General features: G+C 61.5%; 23 protein-coding genes and 2 pseudogenes. 11 read left to right on the forward strand and 14 right to left on the reverse strand.

Features of this window, described 5'->3' with window-relative positions:
- Positions 1-22: 22 nt before the first annotated feature.
- Positions 23-2,032, forward strand: a complete 2,010-nt coding sequence (gene rep / locus MUM_RS0106110; protein WP_010168153.1) for a DNA helicase Rep — start codon at positions 23-25, stop codon at positions 2,030-2,032.
- A gap of 57 nt (positions 2,033-2,089) precedes the next feature.
- Positions 2,090-2,662 carry a xanthine phosphoribosyltransferase gene (locus MUM_RS0106115; protein WP_008439415.1) on the forward strand — a complete coding sequence of 191 codons (573 nt, stop codon included), beginning with the start codon at positions 2,090-2,092 and terminating at the stop codon, positions 2,660-2,662.
- A gap of 83 nt (positions 2,663-2,745) precedes the next feature.
- On the opposite strand, the gene MUM_RS0106120 is transcribed toward MUM_RS0106115, so the two are convergent.
- The 6 genes from MUM_RS0106120 to dadA form a co-directional block, all read right to left on the reverse strand.
- Positions 2,746-4,668, reverse strand: coding sequence for an acetyl-CoA hydrolase/transferase C-terminal domain-containing protein (locus tag MUM_RS0106120; protein ID WP_010168157.1), 1,923 nt, complete (start codon positions 4,666-4,668; stop codon positions 2,746-2,748).
- A gap of 135 nt (positions 4,669-4,803) precedes the next feature.
- Positions 4,804-5,220, reverse strand: coding sequence for a c-type cytochrome (locus MUM_RS0106125; RefSeq protein ID WP_003208757.1), 417 nt, complete (start codon positions 5,218-5,220; stop codon positions 4,804-4,806).
- A gap of 182 nt (positions 5,221-5,402) precedes the next feature.
- A complete protein-coding gene (locus tag MUM_RS0106130; protein ID WP_003208755.1) occupies positions 5,403-5,951 on the reverse strand; it encodes a cupin domain-containing protein in 549 nt (182 codons plus the stop codon).
- A 116-nt stretch (positions 5,952-6,067) separates the two neighbouring features.
- Positions 6,068-7,144: an alanine racemase gene (gene alr / locus MUM_RS0106135; protein WP_010168160.1), complete on the reverse strand. Its 1,077-nt coding sequence runs from the start codon at positions 7,142-7,144 to the stop codon at positions 6,068-6,070.
- 79 nt (positions 7,145-7,223) lie between these two features.
- Positions 7,224-7,577: a RidA family protein gene (locus tag MUM_RS0106140; RefSeq protein ID WP_003208752.1), complete on the reverse strand. Its 354-nt coding sequence runs from the start codon at positions 7,575-7,577 to the stop codon at positions 7,224-7,226.
- On the reverse strand, positions 7,549-8,850 hold the full coding sequence (dadA, locus tag MUM_RS0106145; RefSeq protein WP_010168163.1) for a D-amino acid dehydrogenase: 1,302 nt from the start codon (positions 8,848-8,850) through the stop codon (positions 7,549-7,551). Before dadA ends, MUM_RS0106140 begins: the two co-directional genes overlap by 29 nt.
- 156 nt (positions 8,851-9,006) lie before the next feature.
- Between dadA and MUM_RS0106150 the strand changes: the two genes are divergently transcribed.
- Positions 9,007-9,495: an Lrp/AsnC ligand binding domain-containing protein gene (locus MUM_RS0106150; RefSeq protein WP_003206849.1), complete on the forward strand. Its 489-nt coding sequence runs from the start codon at positions 9,007-9,009 to the stop codon at positions 9,493-9,495.
- Positions 9,496-9,498: 3 nt separating this feature from the next.
- Here MUM_RS0106150 and MUM_RS0106155 read toward each other — a convergent pair whose 3' ends face one another.
- Complete coding sequence (locus MUM_RS0106155; RefSeq protein ID WP_010168167.1) at positions 9,499-9,852, reverse strand: YkgJ family cysteine cluster protein; 354 nt, start codon at positions 9,850-9,852, stop codon at positions 9,499-9,501.
- A gap of 115 nt (positions 9,853-9,967) precedes the next feature.
- On the opposite strand from MUM_RS0106155, the gene MUM_RS0106160 reads away from it, so the two are divergent.
- Positions 9,968-11,260: an NAD(P)/FAD-dependent oxidoreductase gene (locus MUM_RS0106160; RefSeq protein ID WP_010168168.1), complete on the forward strand. Its 1,293-nt coding sequence runs from the start codon at positions 9,968-9,970 to the stop codon at positions 11,258-11,260.
- 1 nt (position 11,261) lies between these two features.
- Here MUM_RS0106160 and MUM_RS0106165 read toward each other — a convergent pair whose 3' ends face one another.
- Positions 11,262-11,498: a DUF1127 domain-containing protein gene (locus MUM_RS0106165; RefSeq protein ID WP_010168169.1), complete on the reverse strand. Its 237-nt coding sequence runs from the start codon at positions 11,496-11,498 to the stop codon at positions 11,262-11,264.
- Positions 11,499-11,663: 165 nt separating this feature from the next.
- On the opposite strand from MUM_RS0106165, the gene MUM_RS0106170 reads away from it, so the two are divergent.
- Together MUM_RS0106170 and MUM_RS0106175 are read left to right on the forward strand one after the other, a co-directional pair.
- On the forward strand, positions 11,664-13,088 hold the full coding sequence (locus MUM_RS0106170) for an aminotransferase-like domain-containing protein (protein WP_010168170.1): 1,425 nt from the start codon (positions 11,664-11,666) through the stop codon (positions 13,086-13,088).
- 62 nt (positions 13,089-13,150) lie between these two features.
- A complete protein-coding gene (locus tag MUM_RS0106175) occupies positions 13,151-14,713 on the forward strand; it encodes a phospholipase D family protein (RefSeq protein WP_010168173.1) in 1,563 nt (520 codons plus the stop codon).
- Between the two features lie 125 nt (positions 14,714-14,838).
- Here the strand turns inward: MUM_RS0106175 and MUM_RS0106180 are convergent, their stop codons facing one another.
- From MUM_RS0106180 to MUM_RS0106190, 3 genes and pseudogenes are all read right to left on the reverse strand, one after another.
- Positions 14,839-15,981, reverse strand: coding sequence for an MFS transporter (locus MUM_RS0106180; RefSeq protein ID WP_010168175.1), 1,143 nt, complete (start codon positions 15,979-15,981; stop codon positions 14,839-14,841).
- Between the two features lie 42 nt (positions 15,982-16,023).
- Positions 16,024-16,113: pseudogene (locus MUM_RS1000000134700) on the reverse strand (outer membrane lipoprotein carrier protein LolA); the annotation flags it as partial.
- 31 nt (positions 16,114-16,144) lie between these two features.
- Complete coding sequence (locus MUM_RS0106190) at positions 16,145-17,638, reverse strand: aldehyde dehydrogenase (protein ID WP_010168177.1); 1,494 nt, start codon at positions 17,636-17,638, stop codon at positions 16,145-16,147.
- Between the two features lie 230 nt (positions 17,639-17,868).
- Here MUM_RS0106190 and MUM_RS0106195 point away from each other — a divergent pair, with 230 nt between their 5' ends.
- Entirely contained in the window at positions 17,869-18,231 is a 363-nt protein-coding gene (locus tag MUM_RS0106195) for a cupin domain-containing protein (protein WP_003213261.1), read from the forward strand.
- Between the two features lie 75 nt (positions 18,232-18,306).
- Here MUM_RS0106195 and rpmG read toward each other — a convergent pair whose 3' ends face one another.
- Together rpmG and rpmB are read right to left on the reverse strand one after the other, a co-directional pair.
- On the reverse strand, positions 18,307-18,462 hold the full coding sequence (rpmG, locus tag MUM_RS0106200; RefSeq protein WP_003176906.1) for a 50S ribosomal protein L33: 156 nt from the start codon (positions 18,460-18,462) through the stop codon (positions 18,307-18,309).
- 11 nt (positions 18,463-18,473) lie between these two features.
- Positions 18,474-18,707 (reverse strand): 50S ribosomal protein L28, encoded by a 234-nt coding sequence (gene rpmB, locus MUM_RS0106205; RefSeq protein WP_003213263.1) that lies wholly within the window; start codon positions 18,705-18,707, stop codon positions 18,474-18,476.
- A gap of 458 nt (positions 18,708-19,165) precedes the next feature.
- Between rpmB and MUM_RS0106210 the strand changes: the two genes are divergently transcribed.
- Positions 19,166-20,758 (forward strand): ABC transporter substrate-binding protein, encoded by a 1,593-nt coding sequence (locus MUM_RS0106210; protein ID WP_029615784.1) that lies wholly within the window; start codon positions 19,166-19,168, stop codon positions 20,756-20,758.
- Positions 20,759-20,816: 58 nt separating this feature from the next.
- Here MUM_RS0106210 and radC read toward each other — a convergent pair whose 3' ends face one another.
- Positions 20,817-21,491, reverse strand: a complete 675-nt coding sequence (radC, locus tag MUM_RS0106215) for a RadC family protein (protein ID WP_010168191.1) — start codon at positions 21,489-21,491, stop codon at positions 20,817-20,819.
- A 130-nt stretch (positions 21,492-21,621) separates the two neighbouring features.
- Here radC and coaBC point away from each other — a divergent pair, with 130 nt between their 5' ends.
- The 3 genes and pseudogenes from coaBC to MUM_RS0106230 form a co-directional block, all read left to right on the forward strand.
- Positions 21,622-22,830, forward strand: a complete 1,209-nt coding sequence (gene coaBC / locus MUM_RS0106220) for a bifunctional phosphopantothenoylcysteine decarboxylase/phosphopantothenate--cysteine ligase CoaBC (RefSeq protein ID WP_010168193.1) — start codon at positions 21,622-21,624, stop codon at positions 22,828-22,830.
- A gap of 5 nt (positions 22,831-22,835) precedes the next feature.
- On the forward strand, positions 22,836-23,291 hold the full coding sequence (dut, locus tag MUM_RS0106225; RefSeq protein ID WP_003213270.1) for a dUTP diphosphatase: 456 nt from the start codon (positions 22,836-22,838) through the stop codon (positions 23,289-23,291).
- 259 nt (positions 23,292-23,550) lie between these two features.
- Positions 23,551-24,966, forward strand: a pseudogene (locus MUM_RS0106230) (phosphomannomutase/phosphoglucomutase); the annotation flags it as partial.
- Between the last annotated feature and the right edge of the window lie 18 nt (positions 24,967-24,984).

Genomic DNA, 24,984 nt, shown 5'->3' on the forward strand with positions numbered 1-24,984 from the left:
TCAATGACCTCCTGAATTTCGTATGTCCCGACTCAATCCCCGGCAGCAAGAAGCCGTGAACTACGTCGGCGGCCCTCTATTGGTGCTCGCCGGTGCCGGTTCCGGCAAGACCAGCGTGATCACCCGCAAGATCGCGCACCTGATCCAGAGCTGTGGCATCCGTGCCCAGTACATCGTCGCCATGACCTTTACCAACAAGGCGGCGCGGGAAATGAAAGAGCGCGTCGGCACCCTGCTCAAGGGTGGCGAAGGCCGTGGCCTCACGGTGTGTACCTTCCACAACCTGGGGCTGAACATCATCCGCAAGGAGCATGTGCGTCTGGGCTACAAGCCGGGCTTCTCGATCTTTGACGAAACTGACGTCAAGGCGCTGATGACCGACATCATGCAGAAGGAATACGCGGGCGACGACGGCGTCGACGAGATCAAGAACATGATCGGCTCGTGGAAAAACGACCTGATCCTGCCCGCCGAAGCCCTGGAAGCCGCGCGCAACCCCAAGGAACAGACTGCTGCCATCGTCTACACCCACTACCAGCGCACGCTCAAGGCGTTCAACGCGGTGGACTTCGACGACCTGATCCTGCTGCCGGTAAAGCTGTTCCAGGAACACGCCGACATCCTCGAAAAGTGGCAGAACAAGGTCCGCTACCTGCTGGTGGACGAATACCAGGACACCAACGCCAGCCAATACCTGCTGGTGAAGCTGCTGATCGGCAAGCGCAACCAGTTCACCGTGGTAGGCGACGATGACCAGTCGATCTACGCCTGGCGCGGCGCCCGCCCGGAAAACCTGATGCTGCTCAAGGACGATTACCCGTCCCTGAAAGTGGTGATGCTGGAGCAGAACTACCGCTCCACCAGCCGCATCCTGCGGTGTGCCAACGTGCTGATCTCCAACAACCCCCACGAGTTTGAAAAACAACTGTGGAGCGAGATGGGCCATGGCGACGAGATCCGCGTGATTCGCTGCCGCAACGAAGACGCCGAAGCCGAGCGCGTGGCCGTCGAACTGCTCACGCTGCACCTGCGCACCGACCGGCCCTACAGCGACTTTGCGATCCTGTACCGCGGCAACTACCAGGCCAAGCTGATCGAGCTGAAGCTGCAGCACCACCAGATTCCCTATCGTCTGTCGGGCGGCAACAGCTTCTTCGGACGCCAGGAAGTGAAAGACCTGATGGCCTACTTCCGGCTGATCGTGAACCCGGACGACGACAACGCCTTCCTGCGGGTGATCAACGTCCCACGCCGGGAAATCGGTTCGACCACCCTGGAAAAGCTCGGCAACTACGCCACCGAACGCAAGATCTCGATGTACGCCGCCACCGACGAAATCGGCCTGGGCGAGCACCTGGACACCCGTTTCACCGATCGCCTGGCGCGCTTCAAGCGCTTCATGGACAGGGTGCGCGAGCAGTGCGCCGGCGAAGACCCGATCAGCGCCCTGCGCAGCATGGTCATGGACATCGACTACGAGAACTGGCTGCGCACCAACAGCTCCAGCGACAAGGCCGCCGATTACCGCATGGGCAACGTGTGGTTCCTGATCGAGGCGTTGAAAAACACCCTGGAGAAGGACGAAGAAGGCGAGATGACCGTCGAGGACGCCATCGGCAAGCTGGTCCTGCGGGACATGCTTGAACGCCAGCAGGAAGAGGAAGACGGCGCCGAGGGCGTGCAGATGATGACCTTGCACGCGTCCAAGGGCCTGGAATTCCCCTACGTGTTCATCATGGGCATGGAAGAGGAAATCCTCCCGCACCGCTCCAGCATCGAAGCCGACACCATCGAGGAAGAACGGCGCCTGGCCTACGTGGGCATTACCCGCGCGCGTCAGACACTGGCCTTTACCTTTGCCGCCAAGCGCAAGCAGTACGGCGAGATCATCGATTGTGCCCCGAGCCGGTTCCTCGACGAACTGCCGCCGGACGACCTGGCGTGGGAAGGCAACGACGACACACCGACCGAAGTCAAAGCCGTTCGCGGCAACACCGCCCTGGCGGATATACGCGCGATGTTAAAGCGCTAGAATCGACTACTTTTTAATCTACTTTCGGCGCGTGTTGCGCCAACAGAGGAAGCTTTCGTGGAAGCACTGCACAAGAAAATTCGCGAAGAAGGCATCGTGCTTTCCGATCAGGTACTCAAGGTCGACGCCTTTCTGAACCACCAGATCGACCCGGCGCTGATGAAACTGATCGGTGACGAATTCGCTGCGTTGTTCAAGGATTCGGGGATCACCAAGATCGTCACCATCGAAGCCTCGGGCATTGCGCCGGCGATCATGACCGGCCTGAACCTGGGCGTGCCGGTGATTTTCGCGCGCAAGCAGCAGTCCCTGACCCTGACCGAAAACCTGCTGTCGGCGACGGTGTATTCCTTCACCAAGAAAACCGAAAGCACCGTGGCGATTTCCCCGCGTCACCTGACCAGCAGCGACCGCGTGCTGATCATCGATGACTTCCTGGCCAATGGTAAGGCGTCCCAGGCGCTGATCTCGATCATCAAACAGGCCGGCGCGACCGTTGCCGGCTTGGGGATCGTGATCGAGAAGTCGTTCCAGGGCGGCCGTGCGGAGCTGGATGCGCAGGGTTACCGGGTTGAGTCGCTGGCGCGCGTGCAGTCGTTGGCGGGTGGCGTGGTGACCTTCATCGAGTAACCCGCACTCGCCGACTTTTTGTGGTGAGCGAGCTTGCCTCGCGCGGGGCAAGCCCGCTCACCACAAAGGCCGATGCCGACCCGTTAGTGGGCGGTTTCTTGAAGCCCTGCAAGTAACAATCGCTGATACAAGTCTTCCTTCAACCCCTCCGGCTTATCCAGCCGCATCCGCACCAGGTGCTCGGGAAACGCCTCCGGTTCCGGTGCATCCAGCGCCGCTTTGCCCAGCTCCAGAATCTCCGTCAGCTTGAATTTGCTCTTGAGCCAGTTCAACGCCCGCAACAAATCCCGCTCTTCCTCGGTGAAATCACTCCCCAGCGGATACTCCGGGAACAACCGCGGATGCCGCGCCTGAATCCCCTGCAAACGCTCCGGCGTGTTATCGGCAAAACGCGGATCCAGCTGGAAATCCTTCGGCAACTTCCCGGCCTTTTGCGCCTGTTCGATCAAGTCATCCTGGAAGCGCGAGTCAGTGATGTTCAGCAGCCTTTCAATCACTTTGGCATCGGTCTGCCCGCGCAAATCCGCGATGCCGTATTCGGTGATGACGATGTCTCGCAGGTGCCGGGGAATGGTGCAGTGACCGTACTCCCAGACGATATTGGAGCTGACGTCACCACCCGATTCGCGCCAGCTGCGCAGGATCAGGATCGAGCGCGCGCCTTCCAGCGCATGGCCCTGGGCAACGAAGTTGTATTGCCCGCCAACACCGCTGAGCACCCGACCGTCTTCCAACTGGTCGGCCACGCCCGCGCCCATCAGGGTCACGGTAAACGCGCTGTTGATAAACCGCGCATCCACACGCTGCAAACGCTTGAGCTCTTCTTGCCCGTACAGCTCGTTGATGTAGCTGATGCGGGTCATGTTGAATTCCAGGCGCTTGCTCTGTGGCAAGTCACGCAGGCGCTCGTAGAAACTGCGCGGCCCGAGGAAGAAGCCACCGTGCACCGAGATCCCGTCGGTCTGCGCCGCTTCGTCCAGGGTGCCGGCGTTGGCCCGCTGCTGGGTCGCGACATCCGGGTACACCTTGCGCCGCACAATCCCGGCATCGGCCAGCACCAGCAGGCCGTTGACGAACATTTCACTGCAACCGTACAGGCCACGGGCAAAGGGCGAGACGCCGCCTTCATGGCTGATCAGCGGCGCCCATTGGTACACATCCAGGTCGGTGAGCAACAGGCGATACGCCTCGTTGTCCGCCTGGCGCGCCAGCAAGGCGGCGGTCAGGGCGTCACCCATGGAGCCGATGCCGATCTGCAAGGTGCCGCCGTCGCGCACCAGGGTGCTGGCGTGCAAACCGATAAAGTGGTCCTGGAAGCCCACCGGCATGTTCGGGGTGGAGAACAGCGTGGTGCTGTCCTTCTCGTCGATCAGGAAGTCGAATGCGTCCATGCCCAATTCGGCGTCGCCGGGCATGTAGGGCAAATCACTGTGGACTTGGCCCACCACCAGGATGGTCTCACCGGCCTCGCGGCGCTTGGCGATCATCGGCAACAGGTCGAGGGTGATGTCGGGGTTGCAGCTGAGGCTCAGGCGGTCCGGGTGTTCGGCGCTGCTGGCCACCAGTTGCGCGACAAGGTTGAGGCCGGCGGCGTTGATATCACGGGCAGCATGGCTGTAGTTGCTGCTGACATAATCCTGCTGGGCCGAAAGGCTGTGGAGCAAACTGCCGGGCTGCATGAAGAACTGCTGCACGTGAATGTTGGATGGCAGGTTGTCCTTGCGCAGGGCGGCGAGGAATTCCAGCTCGGGATAATCACCAAAAACCCGCTCGATAAAGGGTTCCAGAAAGCGCTTCTGCAAACCATCGCCCAAGGTCGGACGACCCAGGGCCAGGGCGGTGTAGATGGTCAGCGCCCGGTCCGGCAGCTTGGCGATGCGCCGGTACAGCGCATTGACGAACAGGTTGGGTTTGCCCAGGCCCAGGGGCATGCCCATGTGAATATGCGCCGGCAACCGTTCCAGTACGTCGTCGACCGCTTGCTCGATTGAACACAACTGCACCATCCGACTTCTCCCGAACATTCCATGAATTGGGGTTGGACCGAGCTTGCCGGGTCTTTGCTGCAAAGAACAGCCTCAAAAGGTAAATCGCGGGCACAAAAAAGCCGCTGGTCAGCGGCTTTTTTGACGAAGATCGGTTTATTTCAGACCCGACATCTTCTCGATCGCACCTTTAAGCTCGGCATCCGAGCAATCGGCACAGGTGCCTTTGGGCGGCATGGCGTTCAGGCCGGTGATGGCCTTGGCCAGCAGGCCGTCGAGGCCGCCCTGGTGATCCGCGCGGTCTTTCCAGGCGGCGGTGTCACCGATTTTCGGTGCGCCCAACAGACCGGTACCGTGGCAAGCGTTGCAGTGTTTGGCGATCACGTCATCCGGCGATTTCGCGCCACCGCCGCCGCCCGCAGCCACGGCGACTTCCATCCCCTTGCACTCTTGCCCCTGGACACACACCTGGCCGACCGGCTCCAGGCGCTTGGCGATCTCATCATTGGTCGCAGCTTGAGCGCTGACAGCCCATAGGGCCAGTACGGTTGCTGGTGCAGCCAGCATTTTCATAATTAGGTTCACGCGTTCACCCTCAATGGTGGCTATTCACGCCTGCGGCCACGGTTTCGCAGGCGGCGAAAGTATAACGGTTAGCCCGCCCCGCCGAAACAACCCTATTAACCAAGGGGAGATTCAACAAAGCGGAATACTGCTACGGGCGTCTCTGCGACATAGGCAGGACGCCTCTTTTCTTAAAAGTTCGCGGGTGTGGCTGCGCTGATTAGTCGCGCCGGCACTTCGAACGGATTGCGAAAACGATGCGGCTTGGTGCTTTCAAAGTAGTAGCTATCGCCGGCTTCGAGCACAAAAGTTTCAAGGCCCACTACCAGTTCCAGGCGGCCTTCCACCAGGATCCCGGTTTCCTCGCCCTCATGGGTGAGCATCTCTTCGCCGGTATCAGCACCTGGCGGGTAGATCTCGTTGAGGAACGCAATCGCCCGGCTTGGGTGCGCGCGGCCCACCAGTTTCATGGTGACGGCGCCGTCGGAGATGTCGATCAGCTCATTGGCTTTATAGACGATCTGGGTCGGTTTTTCCTGGAGGATCTCCTCGGAAAAGAACTCCACCATCGACATGGGAATGCCGCCCAGCACCTTGCGCAAGGAGCTGATGGAGGGGCTGACACTGTTTTTTTCGATCATCGAAATGGTGCTGTTGGTGACGCCCGCGCGCTTGGCAAGCTCACGCTGGGAAAGACCTTTCAGTTTACGGATGGATTGCAGTCGTTCGCCGACGTCCAATGCAGGAGCCTCCTAGGATTCAGGCGTTGTTGTAATTGAGCGTTATCATGGCGACAGCGTTCAGTATTTACAACACTTTGGCCTAAATCCCGGAATCTGCCATTCGTGGGTGCCGCTCAAGCGCCGGAATAGAGCCGTGGCACCCGGCGCAGGTTGCAGAAGATCTGGTAGGGAATGGTGTCGGCAGCGGTGGCGACGTCACTGGCGAGGATGTTTTTGCCCCACAATTCGACCGTGGAGCCGAGCCCGGCCTGGGGCACGTCCGTCAGGTCGATACACAGCATGTCCATCGACACCCGGCCCAGCAACTGGCTGCGCTGGCCAGCCACCAGCACTGGCGTGCCGGTGGGTGCGTGACGCGGGTAACCGTCGGCATAACCCATGGCCACCACGCCGATGCGCATCGGTTTCGGGGTGATGAATTTCGCGCCGTAACCCACCGGCTCGCCGGCCGGCAGTTCACGTACGCAGATGACTTTCGATTCGAGGGTCATCACCGGCTGCAAACGCGCGGCGATGGCCTGGTCTTCACCAAATGGGGTGGCGCCGTAGAGCATGATGCCCGGGCGTACCCAGTCGCTGGACACATTCGGCCAGCCCAGCACCGACGGCGAATTGCGCAGGCTGACCTGGGCCGACAAGCCCTGGCGCGCTGCTTCAAACACCGCCACTTGCTCTTCGCTGCTGGTGCTGTCCAGCTCATCGGCGCGGGCGAAGTGGCTCATCAGCACGATCTTCGCGACCTTGCCGCAGGCCAGCAGCCGCTGGTAGGCGTCGTGATAATCCTTGGGGTGCAAGCCAACACGGTGCATGCCCGAGTCGAGCTTGAGCCAGACGGTCAGCGGTTTGCTGAGCTGCGCCTGTTCAATCGCGTCCAGCTGCCACAGCGAATGCACCACGCACCACAAGTCATGCTCGATGATCAGCGGCAGTTCGTCGGCCTCGAAAAAACCTTCGAGCAACAGCACCGGCGCGCGAATCCCGGCGGCCCGCAGTTCAAGCGCTTCTTCGATGCACGCCACCGCAAACCCGTCCGCCTCGGCTTCCAGCGCCTGGGCAACGCGCACGGCACCGTGGCCGTAGGCATCCGCCTTGATCACGGCAAGGGCTTTCGCTCCAGCCGTGACTTCACGGGCCAGTTGGTAGTTATGGCGCAGGGCTTGGAGGTCGATCAGGGCACGGGCAGGACGCATGGCGGCAGGCTTCTAGGCGGCAGTGAGAAGAAAAAACCGGCACCCGCTGACAACGCAGGCGCCGGGAGAGGAGTTTGGCTTAAGGCAGAGCGGCCACAACCGACAGCTCAACCAGGATTTCCGGTTCGCAAAGTTTCGCTTCAACCGTGGCACGGGCCGGTGCGACGCCTTTTGGCAGCCACTTGTCCCATACCGCGTTCATCCCGGCGAAGTCCGCGTCGATGTCTTTCAGGTAGATGGTCACCGACAGCAACTTGGTTTTGTCGGTGCCGGCCAGGTCCAGCAAACGCTCGATATTGACGAGGGTTTCACGGGTCTGTTGTTCAATCCCGGCGCTCATGTCGTCGCCGACTTGCCCTGCCAGATACACGGTACCGCTGTGAACAACGATCTGGCTCATGCGCTCATTGGTGAGCTGGCGCTGGATTGACATGTTTTGCGGACTCCTGGTGGTTGCCGTAACGGGAAATATCGAGGCCTTCGGCACTGATCTGCGGGGTTTTCTTCGCCATCAGGTCCGCCAGCAAACGACCAGAGCCACAGGCCATGGTCCAGCCGAGGGTGCCGTGGCCGGTGTTCAGGAACAGGTTTTTGAACGGGGTAGCACCGACAATAGGCGTGCCGTCCGGGGTGGTCGGCCGCAGGCCGGTCCAGAAACTGGCCTGGCTCAAATCACCGCCCTGAGGATAAAGGTCGTTGACAATCATCTCCAGGGTTTCCCGCCGACGCGGGTTCAGCGACAGGTCAAAACCGGCTATTTCAGCCATGCCACCGACGCGAATGCGGTTGTCGAAACGGGTGATCGCGACCTTGTAGGTCTCGTCGAGAATGGTCGAGGTCGGGGCCATCGCCGGGTTGGTGATCGGCACGGTCATCGAGTAGCCCTTGAGCGGGTACACCGGCGCCTTGATCCCCAGCGGCTTGAGCAGTTTCGGCGAGTAGCTGCCGAGGGCCAGCACGTAGCGGTCGGCGGTTTCCAGCTTGCCGTCGATCCACACGCCGTTCACCCGATCACCGGCGTAGTCCAGGCGCTGGATATCTTGCTCAAAGCGGAATTCGACACCCAGTTGCTTGCACATGTCGGCAAGGCGGGTGGTAAACATCTGACAGTCGCCGGTCTGGTCATTCGGCAGACGCAGGGCACCGGCGAGGATATCGGTAACGCTGGCCAGGGCCGGCTCGACGCGGGCAATGCCGGCGCGATCCAGCAGCTCGTAAGGCACGCCAGACTCTTTCAATACCGCGATGTCCTTGGCAGCACCATCCAACTGGGCCTGGGTGCGGAACAGTTGCGTAGTCCCCAGAGTGCGGCCTTCGTAGGCAATACCGGTCTCGGCGCGCAGTTCGTCGATGCAATCGCGGCTGTACTCGGACAGGCGCACCATGCGCTCCTTGTTCACCGCATACCGGCTGGCGGTGCAGTTGCGCAGCATCTGCGCCATCCACAGGTATTGGTCGATGTCGGCGGTGGCCTTGATCGCCAGAGGCGCATGGCGCTCCAGCAGCCACTTGATAGCCTTGAGCGGCACACCCGGTGCGGCCCATGGCGAGGCGTAGCCCGGCGAGATCTGCCCGGCGTTGGCAAAACTGGTCTCCATGGCCACAGCCGGTTGACGGTCGACCACGACCACTTCAAAACCAGCTCGTGCCAAATAGTAGGCACTGGCCACGCCAATGACACCGCTACCCAAGACCAGAACGCGCATTTTTATTCCCTCATCACGGCTTGACCGCTGACGTTTGTTGTTCAGCACAAAGATGTGGGCAGTATAAAAAGCAATCGCCAGTGCATTTCACTATATAACTGCCTATATTTGGCGACAATTCTCGGCAAAAACCCTTTTCACGGAGGAGCATCCCCTATGCGGACCAACACTCAGACCAAGCGGGAACTGGACAAGATCGACCGCAACATCCTGCGCATCCTGCAGGCAGACGGACGAATTTCGTTTACTGAGCTGGGGGAAAAGGTTGGCCTGTCGACCACGCCGTGCACCGAGCGGGTCCGGCGCCTGGAGCGCGAAGGGATCATCATGGGCTACAACGCCCGGCTCAATCCGCAGCATTTGAAGGGCAGCTTGCTGGTGTTTGTCGAGATCAGCCTCGACTACAAGTCCGGCGACACCTTTGAAGAATTCCGACGCGCCGTGCTGAAACTGCCCCACGTGCTGGAGTGCCACCTGGTGTCGGGGGATTTCGACTACCTGGTGAAGGCGCGTATCTCAGAGATGGCGTCGTACCGCAAATTGCTCGGCGATATCCTGCTCAAGCTGCCCCACGTACGGGAGTCCAAGAGCTACATCGTGATGGAAGAGGTGAAGGAGAGTTTGAATCTGCCCATCCCGGACTAAGCGCTAGACCAACACCTGCCGCGTGCTCGCCATGTACTCGTGAATCTGCTTTTCCACCCGCGGATGGATCAACTCCACCGGGCGGCGGCCGTTGGGGCATGGCAAGGTCGGCGTGGTGCCGAACAGGCGGCAAATCAGCGGTCGCTCGTCGTACACCGTGCAGCCGTTGGGGCCCAGGTGCACGCAGTTAAGCTCATCCATCGCCGCGTCCTGCTCTGCAGCGGTCTTGCGCGGCAGGCGCGACATTTCCTCGGTGGAGGTGGTCACCGGCCCACAGCAGTCATGGCAACCCGGGACGCACTCGAACGAGGGAATCTGCCGGCGCAGCGCGTTGACTTTCTGACTGTTGCAACTCATCGACACAGGGACCGAACGGCGAATAGACGTGGATTTTGCCCTAAAAGCCCCCGGTGAGACAGCTTCGTCCGACCGCTGTATCCTGCGTCAAATTTTCCAAACAGGGAGGCTCCCCATGACCGCCAGCGCCCGGCACGCCAATTCCTACTACGCCGCCAGCAGTTTCCCGCAGCCCGATTATCCGGTGCTGACAGGTGAAGTCGTGGCCGATGTGTGCGTGGTCGGCGGCGGCTTTTCGGGACTGAACACCGCCCTGGAACTGGCCGAGCGTGGTTTCAGCGTGGTCCTGCTGGAGGCCCGCAAAATCGCCTGGGGCGCCAGCGGGCGCAACGGCGGGCAGTTAATTCGCGGCGTCGGTCATGGCCTGGATCAATTCACCCACGTCATCGGCGCCGATGGCGTGCGCCAGATGAAACTGATGGGCCTGGAGGCCGTGGAAATCGTGCGCCAGCGGGTCGAACGTTCGCAGATCGCCTGCGACCTGACCTGGGGCTACTGCGACCTGGCCAACAAGCCCCGCGACCTGGAACACCTGGCCGCCGACGCCGAAGAACTGCGAAGCCTCGGTTATCGCCATGAAGTGCGCCTGCTGCAAGCCAGCGAAATGCCCAGCGTGATCGGCTCCCACCGCTATGTGGGCGGCATGATCGACATGGGTTCCGGCCACCTGCACCCGCTGAACCTGGCCCTCGGCGAGGCGGCTGCCGCACAGCAGTTGGGCGTGCAATTGTTCGAGCATTCCGAAGCGGTGCGCATCGACTATGGCCCGGAGGTCAACGTGCACACCGCCCAAGGCAACGTGCGCGCCAAGACCCTGGTACTGGGCTGCAACGCCTATCTGAACGGCCTCAACCCGCATTTGAGTGGCAAGGTGCTGCCCGCCGGCAGCTACATCATCGCCACCGAGCCCTTGAGCGAAGCCCAGGCAGCCGAGCTGCTGCCGCAAAACATGGCGGTGTGTGACCAACGGGTGACCGTGGACTACTTCCGGCTGTCAGCCGACCGACGCTTGTTGTTCGGGGGAGCCTGCCATTATTCCGGACGGGATCCGAAGGACATCGGCGCCTATATGCGTCCGAAAATGCTGCAGGTGTTCCCGCAACTGGCCGACGTGAACATCGATTACCAGTGGGGCGGCATGATCGGCATCGGCGCCAACCGCCTGCCGCAGATTGGCCGCCTGGCCGAACACCCCAATGTGTATTTCGCCCAGGCCTACGCGGGTCACGGTCTCAATGCCACTCACCTGGCAGGCAAACTGCTGGGTGAAGCCATCAGCGGCCAGCAAAGCGGGCGGTTTGATCTGTTTGCCAAGGTGCCGCACATCACGTTCCCGGGCGGCAAGCACTTGCGCTCGCCGCTGTTGGCGCTGGGAATGCTCTGGCACCGGTTGAAAGAACTGGTCTGAATCAACCGCGCCAGAAGGGTTTCAAGCCTTCCCGGCGCGCCTGCTCGGCGCTCAGGCCCACGTCACGCAGTTGCTCCGGGGTCAGCTCCAGCAAGGTCTTGCGCGTGTGCATGCGGTGCCAGAACAACGCCCATGCACTGAGTGCCGGGGCCGTGGTACGCGTTGCCATGCGCCGCTCCTGCCCAGCTTCGAGTTCCTGACTGTGTAACGCCAACCGCACATCGCTCAGACCGCTCATTTTCCTGCCCCTCATTTACGTATTGCCATGAGTACACAGGATGAGCCGCCACGCGAAACCATGACAGATTCAACCGCCCGGTATTAAATCCATACAGATACTGCCTATCTGCCGCTGAATCCTGTATTTTCAGCTGATCTGTACTGGTAATCGGGAAGCCTCGCCATGACGCTATACGTCAACCTCGCCGAACTGTTGGGCACGCGCATCGAGCAGGGCTTCTACCGCCCGGGCGATCGATTGCCGTCAGTGCGGGCCTTGAGCGTGGAGCATGGGGTCAGCCTGAGCACCGTGCAGCAGGCCTATCGCGTGCTGGAAGACAACGGCCTGGCGATGCCCAAGCCCAAATCCGGCTACTTCGTGCCGGTGAGCCGCGACTTGCCGGCGCTGCCCGCCATAGGCCGCCCGGCCCAGCGCCCGGTGGAAATTTCCCAGTGGGACCAGGTACTGGAGCTGATCCGCGCGGTGCCACGCAAAGACACCATACAGTTGGGTCGGGGCATGCCGGATGTATTGTCGCCAACCATGAAGCCCTTGCTGCGCAGCCTCGCGCGAATCAGTCGACGCCAGGACATGCCGGGGCTGTATTACGACACCATCCACGGCAACCTGGACCTGCGCGAACAGATTGCCCGCCAGATGCTCGACTCCGGCTGCCAACTGACGCCCCAGGACCTGGTGATCACCACCGGCTGCCACGAAGCGCTGTCCGCGAGCATCCACGCCATTTGTGAGCCGGGCGACATCGTTGCCGTCGACTCGCCAAGCTTCCACGGCGCCATGCAAACCCTGAAGGGCCTGGGCATGAAGGCCCTGGAAATCCCCACCGACCCACTCACCGGCATCAGCCTGGAAGCGCTGGAGCTGGCGCTGGAACAGTGGCCGATCAAGGTCATCCAGCTGACCCCCAACTGCAACAACCCGCTCGGCTACATCATGCCGGAATCGCGCAAACGCGCACTGCTGACCCTGGCACAGCGCTTCGACGTGGCAATCATCGAAGACGATGTGTATGGAGAATTGGCCTACAGCTACCCGCGTCCACGCACCATAAAATCCTTCGACGAAGATGGCCGCGTCGTACTGTGCAGCTCCTTCTCGAAAACCCTGGCGCCCGGCCTGCGGATCGGCTGGGTTGCACCCGGTCGTTACCTGGAACGTGTGCTGCACATGAAATACATCAGCACCGGCGCCACCGCGACCCAGCCACAGATCGCGATTGCCGAATTTCTGAAAAACGGTCATTTCGAACCGCATTTGCGCCGGATGCGTACCCAATACCAGCGCAATCGCGACTTGATGCTCGATTGGGTCAGCCGTTATTTCCCCGCAGGCACCCGCGCCAGCCGCCCACAGGGCAGCTTCATGCTGTGGGTGGAACTGCCGGAAGGCTTCGACACGTTGAAGCTCAACCGGCTGCTGGTGGATGAAGGTGTACAGATTGCTGTGGGAAGTATCTTTTCCGCCTCCGGCAAGTACAGGAACTGCCTGCGCATGAACTACGCTGCCAAACCAACGCCGCAGATTGAAGAGGCCGTGCGCAAGGTCGGCGCCACCGCCATCAAGTTGCTGGCCGAAGCAGCGGACTGACCTTTCCCGGGAAATAGCCGTCATATGCCGACAACCGCCCTGATTCGGAACCCATGTCATTGATGACCCAACGGCTATTACCGTTTTTCCTGCTGGGCATCCTGGCCCTGGGCGGCTGCGCCACCCTCGACTCGCCGCGTACGCCCAGCGAGGCCTTGCCGGCCAGTGAGTCGTCATTCGGCCGCTCGATCCAGGCCCAGGCCGCGCCCTACAAAGGCCGCTCCGGGTTCCGCCTGCTGCCCAACAGCAGCGAAGCCTTCATGGCTCGCGCCGAACTGATCCGCAACGCCCAGACCAGCCTCGACCTGCAGTACTACATCGTCCACGACGGCATCAGCACCCGCATGCTCGTGGATGAGCTGCTCAAGGCCGCCGACCGTGGCGTGCGCGTGCGCATCCTGCTGGACGACACCACCAGCGACGGCCTGGACCAGATCATCGCCACCCTCGCCGCCCACCCGCACATCCAGATCCGCCTGTTCAACCCGCTGCACCTGGGCCGCAGCACCGGCGTAACGCGGGCCATGGCACGGCTGTTCGACCTCTCGCTGCAACACCGGCGCATGCACAACAAGCTGTGGCTGGCAGACAACAGCGTGGCCATCGTTGGCGGGCGCAACCTGGGGGATGAGTATTTCGACGCCGAACCCAACCTCAACTTCACCGATATCGACATGCTCAGCGTGGGCCCGGTGGCCGAGCAACTGGGCCACAGTTTCGATCAGTACTGGAACAGTGCCCTGAGCAAACCCATCGGTGACTTCGTCAGCAGCGCCTCCAAAGGCGACCTGGCCAGCGCCCGCGTACGCCTGGAAGACTCCCTGGCCGAATCGCGCCAACAAAACCATGCCCTGTACAACCGCCTGCGCACCTACAAGACCCAGCCGCGCATGGACATCTGGCGCCGTGAGCTGATCTGGGCCTGGAACCAGGCGCTGTGGGATGCGCCGAGCAAAGTGCTGGCCAAGGCCGATCCGGATCCCCGGCTGCTGCTCACCACTCAGCTGGCACCGGAGCTGGAAGGGGTCAGCCATGAGCTGATGATGATTTCGGCGTACTTCGTACCAGGGCAACCTGGCCTCGTGTACCTGACCGGCCGTGCGGACGCCGGCGTCTCGGTGAGCCTGTTGACCAATTCCCTGGAAGCCACCGACGTGCCAGCGGTGCACGGCGGTTATGCGCCCTATCGCAAGGCGTTGCTGGAACACGGGGTAAAGCTGTACGAATTGCGCCGGCAGCCGGGAGATGGCGGCGGCAGCGGCCCTCATCTGTTCCGCAAAGGCACTTTCCACGGCTCGGATTCCAGCCTGCACAGCAAGGCGATCATCTTTGACCGGGAGAAATCCTTCATCGGCTCCTTCAACTTCGACCCGCGCTCGGTGCTGTGGAACACCGAAGTCGGGGTGCTGGTAGACAGCCCGGAGCTGGCAGAGCACGTGCGCAACCTTGCACTGGAAGGCATGGCGCCGCCATTGAGCTATCAGGCGAAACTGCAGGATGGCCAGGTGGTCTGGGTGACCGAAGACAATGGCCAACTGCACACCCTGACCCGCGAGCCGGGTAACTGGTGGCGCCGGTTCAATGCCTGGTTCGCCACATCCGTCGGGCTGGAACGCATGCTTTAAGAACAGCGCAGAGCCTTGGGGGAGCAGGGCTTGCCCGCGATTGCGGAGTGTCAGGCACAGGATGCGCAAGCTGACACTTCGCTATCGCAGGCAAGCCAGCTCCCACAGTTGTTCGCATTTCAAGTTCAGGCCGGCTGTGTAGCGCCGAACGCGCCTTGGCGGAGCAGCAGAATCACCAAACCCAACGCCCCCGCCGCCATCAACAGCGGCAAGGCATGCCCGCTGATCCACTGGCTGCCGGCACCCGCCACCAACGGCCCGATCAGGCAGCCAATGCCCCACAGCTGCGCGATGTGCGCATTAGCACGCACCAAAGCGTCGTCACGGTAGCGTTCGCCAATCAGGATCAGCGACAAGGTGAATAACCCGCCGGCACTGGCCCCGAACAGCACCCACACCGGCCAGATCATTAGCGTATCCAGCAACGGTGGAATCGCCAGGCTCGTCGCCAGCAGCATCAGTGCACAGCCGAGAAACAGCGTGCGCCGAGGCAGGTAGTCCGCCAGCGCGCCAATCGGCAGTTGCAGCAACGCGTCACCGACCACCACGGTGCTGACCATCGCCAGGGCGATCTCGGCGGTGAAGCCCTGCTGCAGGCAATACACCGGCAGCAGCGTAAGAATCATCGCCTCGAATGCAGCGAATAACGCCACCGCCCAGGCAATCGCCGGCAAGCCTCGACAGAAACGCAGCAAGTCGCCGAAGGTCACGCTGAAGGACTCGGCAGTCGGCGCGCCGGATCGGCCCAACAGCAGGATCGGCGAGAACGTCAGCAAGCCAACGCCTACCCAGAATCCGATGTCGTTATCCGTACCCAGCGCGCCCAGCAGCAACGGGCCCGACAGTTGGCTCAAGGCATAACTGCAGCCATACAGCGCCACCAGCCGGCCGCGCCAGCGCTCGATCACCAGTTGGTTGATCCAGCTTTCGCCGAGGATAAACACGATGGTCAGGATCACCCCGATCATCAGCCGCAGCACCAGCCACACCGGGTAGCTGGGCAGTACCGCCAGCAATCCGATGGAAACCGCCCCGCCCCACAGGCACAGGCGCATCAGGTTCGCCGTGCCCAGGCGCGAGGCCAGGCCGCTGGAAACCTTGGCCCCGAGCAGTACACCGAAGGCCGGCATGGCGGCCATTACGCCGATGGCAAAACTGCCGTAACCCCAGCTTTCCAGGCGCAGAGACACCAGCGGCATGCTCACGCCCAGGGCCAGGCCCACGCTCAAGACCGACGCCAACACGGCGAAATAGGTCGCCCAACGCATTTCCACGCTCCTGTGGATCATTATTTTTCAGGGCTGCAAACGAACTGTAGGAGCGAGCTTGCTCGCGAAAAACTTGAGAGCACCGCGTGCATCCAGAATGCCCGCGTCATCGTTCAAGTCCTTCGCGAGCAAGCTCGCTCCTACAGGGAGTCGCCGGGATTACTTACAACTTGATCCAGGTCGCCTTCAGCTCGGTGTACTTGTCGAACGCGTGCAGCGACTTGTCGCGGCCGTTACCCGACTGCTTGAAACCACCAAACGGTGCGGTCATGTCGCCGCCATCGTACTGGTTGACCCACACGCTGCCGGCACGCAGTGCCTTGGCGGTGAGGTGCGCCTTGGAGATATTCGACGTCCACACCGCAGCAGCCAGGCCGTATTGGGTGTCGTTGGCGATCGCAATGGCTTCTTCCACGCTGTCGAAGGCAATCACCGACAGCACTGGGCCGAAGATTTCTTCCTGGGCGATCTTCATGGCGTTGGTCACACCGTCGAAAATCGTCGGTTCGACATAAGTGCCGCCGCTTTCCTGCAACGTGCGCTTGCCACCGGCCACCAGCTTGGCGCCATCGGCATGCCCGGCCTCGATGTACGACAGCACGGTGTTCATCTGCTGAGTATCCACCAGTGCACCTACCGTGGTGGCCGGGTCCAGAGGGTTGCCCGGCTTCCAGGCCTTGAGGGCCTCGATCACCAGCGGCAGGAATTTATCCTTGATGGAACGCTCTACCAGCAGGCGCGAACCGGCGGTGCACACTTCGCCCTGGTTGAAGGCGATGGCGCTGGCGGCGGATTCAGCGGCAGCTTGCAGGTCCGGGGCATCGGCGAACACGATGTTCGGGCTCTTGCCGCCGGCTTCCAGCCAGACGCGCTTCATGTTCGACTCGCCGGAGCGAATCAGCAGCTGCTTGGCGATCTTGGTGGAACCGGTGAACACCAGGGTGTCGACGTCCATGTGCAGCGCCAAAGCGTTGCCCACAGTGTGACCATAACCCGGCAGCACATTGAACACGCCTTTCGGGATCCCGGCTTCAACGGCCAGGGCCGCGATGCGGATGGCGGTCAGCGGCGACTTTTCAGACGGCTTGAGGATCACCGAGTTACCGGTGGACAGCGCCGGCCCGAGTTTCCAGCAGGCCATCATCAGCGGGAAGTTCCACGGCACGATGGCCGCGACAACGCCGACGGGCTCGCGGGTCACCAGGCCCAGTTGGTCGTGGGGTGTGGCGGCGACTTCGTCGTAGATCTTGTCGATGGCCTCGCCGCTCCAGCTCAGGGCTTGCGCCGCGCCGGGAACGTCGATGTACAGGGAGTCGCTGATCGGCTTGCCCATGTCCAGGGTTTCAAGCAGGGCCAGCTCTTCGGCGTTGGCCTTGAGCAAGCCGGCAAAACGGATCATGGTCGCTTTGCGTTTGGCTGGCGCCAGGCGCGACCACGCACCGGAATTGAAGGTGGCGCGGGCGTTTTCAACAGCGCGCTGGGCGTCGGCGACGTCACAGCTGGCAACGGTTGTCAGCAGGCGGCCATCGACCGGGCTGAGGCATTCGAACGTGTCGCCGGAAACAGCGGCGGTGTATTCGCCATTGATGTAGGCACGGCCTTCGATCTTCAGATCCTTGGCGCGTTGTTCCCAGTCGGCACGGGTCAGGGTGGTCATGCGAGTGTCCTCCTCTTATTGAATACAAGGGCCGGGCGATGTACCCAGGCACCTTCGAAGAATTCTTGCCCGGCCAGCCAGCTGTTCGGCTCAAGGCAGCTGCCACCCTAAACCAGCGACGATGGATGTTTCAATATATTTGACATAACGCCAGCAAACGCCCTTGCGATGTTCATTTTAATAAACATAGACTTTGGGCTCTCCAACCGCAGGCCAGACGGGACACGCCCATGAACATCCAGAATATCGTCGACTTCAGCCAGGCCAGGACCGAACCTGACCGCTACCGTCCGGCCGCGGAGAAAATCCTCAAGGGTGATCCCGAGCAAACCGTCTACAACCACTACAACAGTCCGTGCGGCCAAATGAGCGCCGGAGTCTGGGAAGGTGAGGTCGGGCAGTGGAAGGTCAACTACACCGAGCATGAATACTGCGAGATCGTGCAGGGCGTCTCTGTATTGCGTGACGCCGACGGCAACGCCAAGACCTTGCGGGCCGGCGACCGCTTCGTCATCCCGGCCGGTTTCAGTGGCACCTGGGAAGTGCTGGAACCCTGCCGCAAGATCTACGTGGTGTTCGAAGAAAAGGCCTGATCAATTAATTCTTCAGGCACAAAAAAAAGCCCGCATCGTGAGATACGGGCTTTTTTTCACAAGAAAGAAAACCAATTACTTGATTTTGCCTTCTTTGTAGATCACGTGCTTGCGAACGCGCGGGTCGAACATTTTCTTTTCGAGCTTGTCCGGGGTAGTACGCTTGTTCTTGTCGGTAGTGTAGAAGTGACCAGTACCGGCGCTAGAGATCATTCGAATCAATTCACGCATGATTTAGCTCCTTAGATTTTGCCGTCGCGGCGCAGTTCGGCCAGCACGACAGTGATGCCACGCTTGTCGATAACACGCATGCCTTTGGCAGATACGCGCAGACGGACAAAACGTTTCTCTTCTTCAACCCAAAAGCGGTGATGCTGCAGGTTTGGCAGGAAACGACGACGGGTTTTGTTGTTTGCGTGGGAAATGTTATTCCCAGTCACCGGACCCTTACCGGTAACTTGACAGACTCTCGACATGCCTCAGCCCTCTAAAACCACATGCCCAACCCGGCATGGGTTGGCCGCTTAATCTCTCAGTCATTTGGCGCCAGGCGCCGCGTTTCTTTAGGGTCTTACCGGCTACACCTACTAGCGAAGGAACCGGGCCCCTAGAAAAGAGCGCTGCTTTATACCAGAAAGACCCCAGTGCAACAACAGGCCGTGTGTTTTTCCACGCGTAAATCCAGGCCATGGACGCCTGAACCGTTGCCAGGGTGGGCCGCTATAGAAGCTAACCGCTCGTCGCACAGAATGATTTACAGCGCCTGCGCGCACTGCAAAGTGCCCGGCAAAACGACCTGAGGCGCCATCAAAACAGTATTTGAGGCAAAAGCACAGGCAAAAATGGGCTAGTCATTTGTCAATCAGCCCACTACGGTAGGACTTTTCCAGACTGCACTCGCAGATGGGCCTTCGATCTGCAAAGGAAACCGAATATGCGCCTCGCTGCCCTACCGCTATTGCTAGCCCCTCTTTTTATTGCTGCACACGCCCAGGCGGCTACCACCTTGAGCGTCTGCACCGAAGCCAGCCCCGAAGGCTTCGACGTGGTGCAATACAACTCGCTGACCACCACCAACGCCTCGGCAGACGTATTGATGAACCGCCTGGTGGACTTCGACGCCACCAGTGGCAAGCTGGTCCCCAGCCTGGCGGACAGCTGGGAAGTGTCGCCGGACGGCCTGACGTACACCTTCAAGCTGCACCAGGACGTTAAATTCCATCGCACCGACTACTTCACCCCAAGCCGCACCCTGACCGCCGAAGACGTGCGCTTCAGCTTCGAACGCATGCTCGACCCGGCCAACCCGTGGCACAAGGTCGCCCAAAGCGGCTTCCCTCACGCCCAATCCCTGCAACTGCCCACGCTGATCAAGAAGATCGACGCCCTTGACCCGCTGACCGTGCGTTTTACCCTGGACCACGCCGATTCGACCTTCCTCGCCGCCTTGAGCATGGGCTTTGCCTCGATCTACCCGGCGGAATACGCCGACAAACTGCTCAAGGCCGGCACACCCGAGAAGCTCAACAGCCAGCCTATCGGCACCGGGCCGTTCATTTTCGGGCGCTTCCAGAAGGACGCGACGATTCGCTACAAGGCCAACCCGGACTACTTCGCCGGCAAACCTGCGGTGGATAACCTGATCTTCGCGATCACCCCGGACGCCAACGTGCGCCTGCAGAGATTACGTCGCGACGAGTGCCAGATCGCCTTGTCGCCCAAGCCACTGGACATCGACGCCGCCAAGAAAGACGCTGACCTGAAGATCGAGAAAACCGCGGCCTTCATGACTGCGTTTGTCGCCATTAACAGCCAGCACCCGCCGCTGGACAAGCCGGAAGTTCGCCAGGCGATCAACCTCGCCTTCGACAAGGCCAGCTACCTCAAGGCCGTATTTGAAGGCACCGCCGAAGCCGCCAACGGCCCCTACCCGCCCAACACCTGGAGCTACGCCAAGGACTTGCCGGGCTACCCGCAAGACATCGCCAAGGCCAAGCAGCTACTGGACCGCGCCGGACTCAAGGACGGCTTCAAGACCACCATTTGGACCCGGCCGTCGGGCAGCCTGCTGAACCCCAACCCGAGCCTCGGCGCGCAGTTGCTGCAAGCGGACCTGGCCAAGGTCGGCATCCAGGCTGAAATCCGCGTGATCGAGTGGGGCGAACTGATCCGCCGCGCCAAGGCGGGTGAGCACGACCTGTTGTTCATGGGCTGGGCCGGCGACAACGGCGACCCGGATAACTTCCTCACGCCGCAGTTCTCCTGCGCGGCAGTGAAGTCCGGCACCAACTTCGCCCGCTACTGCGACCCGGCACTGGACAAGCTGATCAGCGCCGGCAAGACCACCAGCGAACAGGGCGTGCGCAGCAAGCTGTATCAGCAGGCCCAGGCGCAGATCCAGCAACAGGCACTGTGGCTGCCACTGGCGCATCCGACCGCATTCGCCCTGACTCGCAAGAATGTCGAGGGGTACCAGGTGAGCCCGTTCGGGCGTCAGGATTACTCGAAAGTCAGCGTCAAGCCATAAGCTGCAAGCTGCAAGCCTGCTTGAGGCTTGCAGCTTGCCACTTGCAGCGGCTTTCACCCTACATCCACCCATACTCCGCCATCGACAGCGGGTCACCCTCCCCCACAATGATGTGGTCCAGCACGCGCACGTCCACCATCTCCAGAGCCTTTTGCAGCACCCTGGTCATTTTTCGATCAGCGATGCTGGGCTCGGCGCTGCCGGAAGGATGGTTGTGGCACAGGATCAGGGCGGCGGCGTTGTAGTCCAGGGCGCGCTTGACCACTTGCCGGGGGTAGACCGTGGCGGTGTCGATGGTGCCTTGAAACAACTTCTCGAACCCCAGCACCCGATGTTTGGAGTCGAGAAACAGGCAGCCAAATATCTCGTGAGGCTCATGGCGTAACAGCGCCTTCAGGTAGTCGCGCACCGCCTCCGGGCTTTCCAGCACCGAATCGCAGCGCAGGCGCTCAGCCAGATGGCGACGGGCCATTTCCAGCACGGCCTGGAGCTGGGCGAACTTCGCCGGCCCCAACCCCAGGTGCTGGCTGAACACCAACCGCCGGGCCTCCATCAGTGCCCGCAGGCTGCCAAATTGCGCCAGCAGGTGCCGCGCCAGGTCGACGGCACTTTTACCGGCCACCCCGGTGCGCAGGAAAATCGCCAGCAATTCGGCGTCGGAAAGACTCGCCGCCCCCAGCTCCAACAGCTTCTCCCGCGGGCGCTCGGCCGCAGGCCAATCACGAATACTCATGGCACCTCCGTGTGCATGTGCGCCGCTGTTGCATGGCGGACGCTGTGGTATCTTAGGCCATCTTTTTGCGTGCGATTTCACCTGGGGAGGGGGCATCGCAACGCCATCACTGAACTGGAAAGGCAAGCCAATGCAGCGTCTGTATCGGAAACGCATCGTTCTCGGCGTCGGCGGCGGCATTGCCGCCTACAAGAGCGCAGAGCTGGTTCGCAGGCTCCTGGACCAAGGCGCCGAAGTGCGCGTGGTCATGACCCGTGGCGGCAGTGAATTCATTACCCCGCTGACCATGCAAGCCCTGTCCGGCCACCCGGTTCACCTCGACTTGCTGGACCCTGCGGCCGAAGCCGCCATGGGCCACATCGAGCTGGCCAAGTGGGCCGACCTGGTGCTGATCGCCCCGGCCACCGCCGACCTGATCGCCCGCCTGGCCCAAGGCATTGCCGACGACCTGCTGACGACCCTGGTGCTGGCCACCGACGCCACCGTCGCCATCGCCCCGGCCATGAACCAGGCCATGTGGCGCGACCCGGCCACCCAGGCCAACACCCAGCTCCTGCAAAGCCGCGGCCTCAAGGTCTTCGGCCCGGCCTCCGGCAGCCAGGCCTGCGGCGACGTGGGCATGGGCCGCATGCTCGAAGCCACCGACCTCGCCCAATGCGCCGCCGACTGCTTCCAGCACCTGGCGCTGACCGGCAAGCACGTGCTGATCACCGCCGGTCCGACCCAGGAAAACATCGACCCGGTGCGCTACATCACCAACCATAGCTCAGGAAAAATGGGCTTTGCCCTGGCTGAAGCGGCGGTCGAGGCAGGCGCCCGGGTAACCCTGATCACCGGCCCGGTGCATCTGCCAACGCCGGATCGCGTCACCCGAATCGACGTAGTCAGCGCCCGCGACATGCTGGCGGCCTGTGAAGCGGCGATTCCCTGCGACCTGTTTATCGCCTCGGCAGCGGTAGCGGACTACCGCCCCGAAGTGGTTGCGCCGCAGAAGCTCAAGAAAGACCCTACAAGCGGTGACGGCCTGCTCCTGCAAATGGTCCGCAACCCGGACATTCTGGCCACCATCGCCACCCGTGAGGACCGTCCGTTCAGCGTCGGTTTCGCCGCGGAAACCGAGCATTTGCTGGACTACGCCGCACGCAAATTGAAAGACAAAAACCTCGACCTGATTGTCGCCAACGATGTCGCCAACCCGAGCATCGGCTTCAACAGCGAGGAAAACGCCATCAGCGTGATCGACCGCGAGTTGCACGCCACCGTTTTCGCCCAGACCAGCAAGGGCAAGATTGCCCGCCAACTGATCTCATTTATCGCCCTACGGCTGAACCAGGTTTAATTTCCATGCACGCTTTGCAAGCCAAGATCCTCGACCCCCGCATCGGCAACGAATTCCCGCTGCCGGCCTACGCCACTCCGGGCTCCGCCGGCCTCGACCTGCGCGCCATGCTCAAGCAGGACACCGTGCTTGAGCCGGGCCAGACCATTCTGATTCCCACCGGCCTGTCGATCTACGTGGGTGACCCGGGCCTGGCGGCGCTGATCCTGCCGCGCTCCGGCCTGGGTCACAAACACGGCATCGTCCTCGGCAACCTGGTCGGCCTGATCGACTCGGATTATCAAGGCGAGCTGATGGTGTCGTGCTGGAACCGTGGTCAGACCGCGTTCAACATCGCCGTCGGCGAGCGAATTGCCCAACTGGTGCTGGTACCCGTGGTGCAGGCGCATTTCGAACTGGTCGAAGAGTTCGACGAAACCCAGCGCGGTGCAGGTGGCTTCGGGCATTCCGGCAGCCACTGACTAAGCTGAACTGACTTAGCAGAACCAAGCCGGGTGCCTCACCCGGCCTGACGCCAACGCATGGCCTTTCAGGATGAAGAATGCGCGGAACTTATCAGCAAGATTTCCCCAGTGAAATCAGGGCATTAAGCGGGCGAAAGGGCGGTGCTTCGGCGCCGATGGCACTTTTGCACCACGAACTCTATGCCAAAAACGCCGTCTTACCCTTCAGTTTGAGCCTGCCGGTCAGCACCCCTGAGGCCAGCCCCGCCCTTTTCAGATGGAGTTCCCCCCCGCAATGAGCAATGCAGCCCGAGTCGCCCCGACATTTCCCGACAGCATTTTCCGCGCCTATGACATCCGTGGCGTGGTCCCCAAGACCCTGACCGCCGAGACCGCCTACTGGATCGGCCGCGCCATTGGCTCCCAGAGCCTGGCGCAGGGCGAGCCTGACGTTTCCGTGGGCCGTGACGGCCGCCTGTCCGGCCCCGAGCTGGTCGAGCAACTGATTCAGGGCCTGGCCGACAGCGGCTGCCACGTCAGTGACGTGGGCCTGGTGCCGACGCCTGCGCTGTACTACGCGGCCAACGTACTGGCCGGCAAGTCGGGCGTGATGCTCACCGGCAGCCACAACCCGTCGGACTACAACGGTTTCAAGATCGTCATCGCCGGCGACACCCTCGCCAACGAACAGATCCAGGCCCTGCACACGCGCCTGAAGACCAACGACCTGACCAGCGGTGCCGGCACCATCACCAAGGTTGAGATTCTCGATCGCTACTCGGACGAGATCACCCGCGACGTCAAACTCGCCCGCCGCCTGAAAGTGGTGGTCGATTGCGGCAACGGCGCGGCCGGCGTGATCGCCCCGCAGCTGATCGAAGCGCTGAATTGCGAAGTGATCCCGCTGTTTTGCGAGGTCGACGGCAACTTCCCCAACCACCACCCGGACCCGGGCAAGCCTGAAAACCTGGTAGACCTGATCGCCAAGGTCAAGGAAACCGGCGCCGACCTGGGCCTGGCGTTCGACGGCGACGGCGACCGCGTCGGCGTGGTGACCAACACCGGCAATATCGTGTTCCCTGACCGCCTGCTGATGCTGTTTGCCCGCGACGTCGTGGCGCGCAACCCGGGCGCCGAGATCATCTTCGACGTCAAATGCACCCGCCGCCTGACGCCGCTGATCAAGGAATACGGTGGTCGCCCGCTAATGTGGAAGACCGGTCACTCGTTGATCAAAAAGAAAATGAAGGAAACCGGCGCGCTGTTGGCCGGCGAAATGAGCGGCCACGTGTTCTTCAAGGAGCGCTGGTTCGGTTTTGACGACGGTATTTACAGCGCCGCTCGTCTGCTGGAGATCCTCAGCAAGGAAAAATCCACCGCGGAAGACCTGTTTGCAACCTTCCCGGATGATATTTCTACGCCTGAGATCAATATCCATGTGACCGAAGAGAGCAAATTCAGCATCATTGACGCACTGCACGATGCGCAATGGGGCGAAGGCGCCAACCTGACCACCATTGACGGCGTGCGGGTCGATTACGCCAAAGGCTGGGGCCTGGTTCGCGCATCCAACACCACACCGGTGCTGGTGCTGCGTTTCGAGGCGGATTCCGAGGCTGAGTTGCAGCGCATCAAGGACGTGTTCCACGCCCAGTTGAAACGTGTTGCCCCTGATCTCCAATTACCGTTCTGATTTTTTGTACCGGAGCCC

The sequence above is a fragment of the Pseudomonas sp. PAMC 25886 genome (assembly GCF_000242655.1).
GTDB lineage: Bacteria > Pseudomonadota > Gammaproteobacteria > Pseudomonadales > Pseudomonadaceae > Aquipseudomonas.

What these genes read in the sequence shown, in the direction of transcription:
- rep (WP_010168153.1), top strand. Translation starts at nt 23, where the DNA reads ATGTCCCGACTCAATCCCCGGCAGCAAGAAGCCGTGAACTACGTCGGC.
- MUM_RS0106120 (WP_010168157.1), bottom strand. Translation starts at nt 4,668, where the DNA reads ATGGTGCAGTTGTGTTCAATCGAGCAAGCGGTCGACGACGTACTGGAA.
- MUM_RS0106125 (WP_003208757.1), bottom strand. Translation starts at nt 5,220, where the DNA reads ATGAAAATGCTGGCTGCACCAGCAACCGTACTGGCCCTATGGGCTGTC.
- alr (WP_010168160.1), bottom strand. Translation starts at nt 7,144, where the DNA reads ATGCGTCCTGCCCGTGCCCTGATCGACCTCCAAGCCCTGCGCCATAAC.
- MUM_RS0106140 (WP_003208752.1), bottom strand. Translation starts at nt 7,577, where the DNA reads ATGTCAATCCAGCGCCAGCTCACCAATGAGCGCATGAGCCAGATCGTT.
- dadA (WP_010168163.1), bottom strand. Translation starts at nt 8,850, where the DNA reads ATGCGCGTTCTGGTCTTGGGTAGCGGTGTCATTGGCGTGGCCAGTGCC.
- MUM_RS0106150 (WP_003206849.1), top strand. Translation starts at nt 9,007, where the DNA reads ATGCGGACCAACACTCAGACCAAGCGGGAACTGGACAAGATCGACCGC.
- MUM_RS0106155 (WP_010168167.1), bottom strand. Translation starts at nt 9,852, where the DNA reads ATGAGTTGCAACAGTCAGAAAGTCAACGCGCTGCGCCGGCAGATTCCC.
- MUM_RS0106160 (WP_010168168.1), top strand. Translation starts at nt 9,968, where the DNA reads ATGACCGCCAGCGCCCGGCACGCCAATTCCTACTACGCCGCCAGCAGT.
- MUM_RS0106165 (WP_010168169.1), bottom strand. Translation starts at nt 11,498, where the DNA reads ATGAGCGGTCTGAGCGATGTGCGGTTGGCGTTACACAGTCAGGAACTC.
- MUM_RS0106170 (WP_010168170.1), top strand. Translation starts at nt 11,664, where the DNA reads ATGACGCTATACGTCAACCTCGCCGAACTGTTGGGCACGCGCATCGAG.
- MUM_RS0106175 (WP_010168173.1), top strand. Translation starts at nt 13,151, where the DNA reads ATGACCCAACGGCTATTACCGTTTTTCCTGCTGGGCATCCTGGCCCTG.
- MUM_RS0106180 (WP_010168175.1), bottom strand. Translation starts at nt 15,981, where the DNA reads ATGCGTTGGGCGACCTATTTCGCCGTGTTGGCGTCGGTCTTGAGCGTG.
- MUM_RS0106190 (WP_010168177.1), bottom strand. Translation starts at nt 17,638, where the DNA reads ATGACCACCCTGACCCGTGCCGACTGGGAACAACGCGCCAAGGATCTG.
- MUM_RS0106195 (WP_003213261.1), top strand. Translation starts at nt 17,869, where the DNA reads ATGAACATCCAGAATATCGTCGACTTCAGCCAGGCCAGGACCGAACCT.
- rpmG (WP_003176906.1), bottom strand. Translation starts at nt 18,462, where the DNA reads ATGCGTGAATTGATTCGAATGATCTCTAGCGCCGGTACTGGTCACTTC.
- rpmB (WP_003213263.1), bottom strand. Translation starts at nt 18,707, where the DNA reads ATGTCGAGAGTCTGTCAAGTTACCGGTAAGGGTCCGGTGACTGGGAAT.
- MUM_RS0106210 (WP_029615784.1), top strand. Translation starts at nt 19,166, where the DNA reads ATGCGCCTCGCTGCCCTACCGCTATTGCTAGCCCCTCTTTTTATTGCT.
- radC (WP_010168191.1), bottom strand. Translation starts at nt 21,491, where the DNA reads ATGAGTATTCGTGATTGGCCTGCGGCCGAGCGCCCGCGGGAGAAGCTG.
- coaBC (WP_010168193.1), top strand. Translation starts at nt 21,622, where the DNA reads ATGCAGCGTCTGTATCGGAAACGCATCGTTCTCGGCGTCGGCGGCGGC.
- dut (WP_003213270.1), top strand. Translation starts at nt 22,836, where the DNA reads ATGCACGCTTTGCAAGCCAAGATCCTCGACCCCCGCATCGGCAACGAA.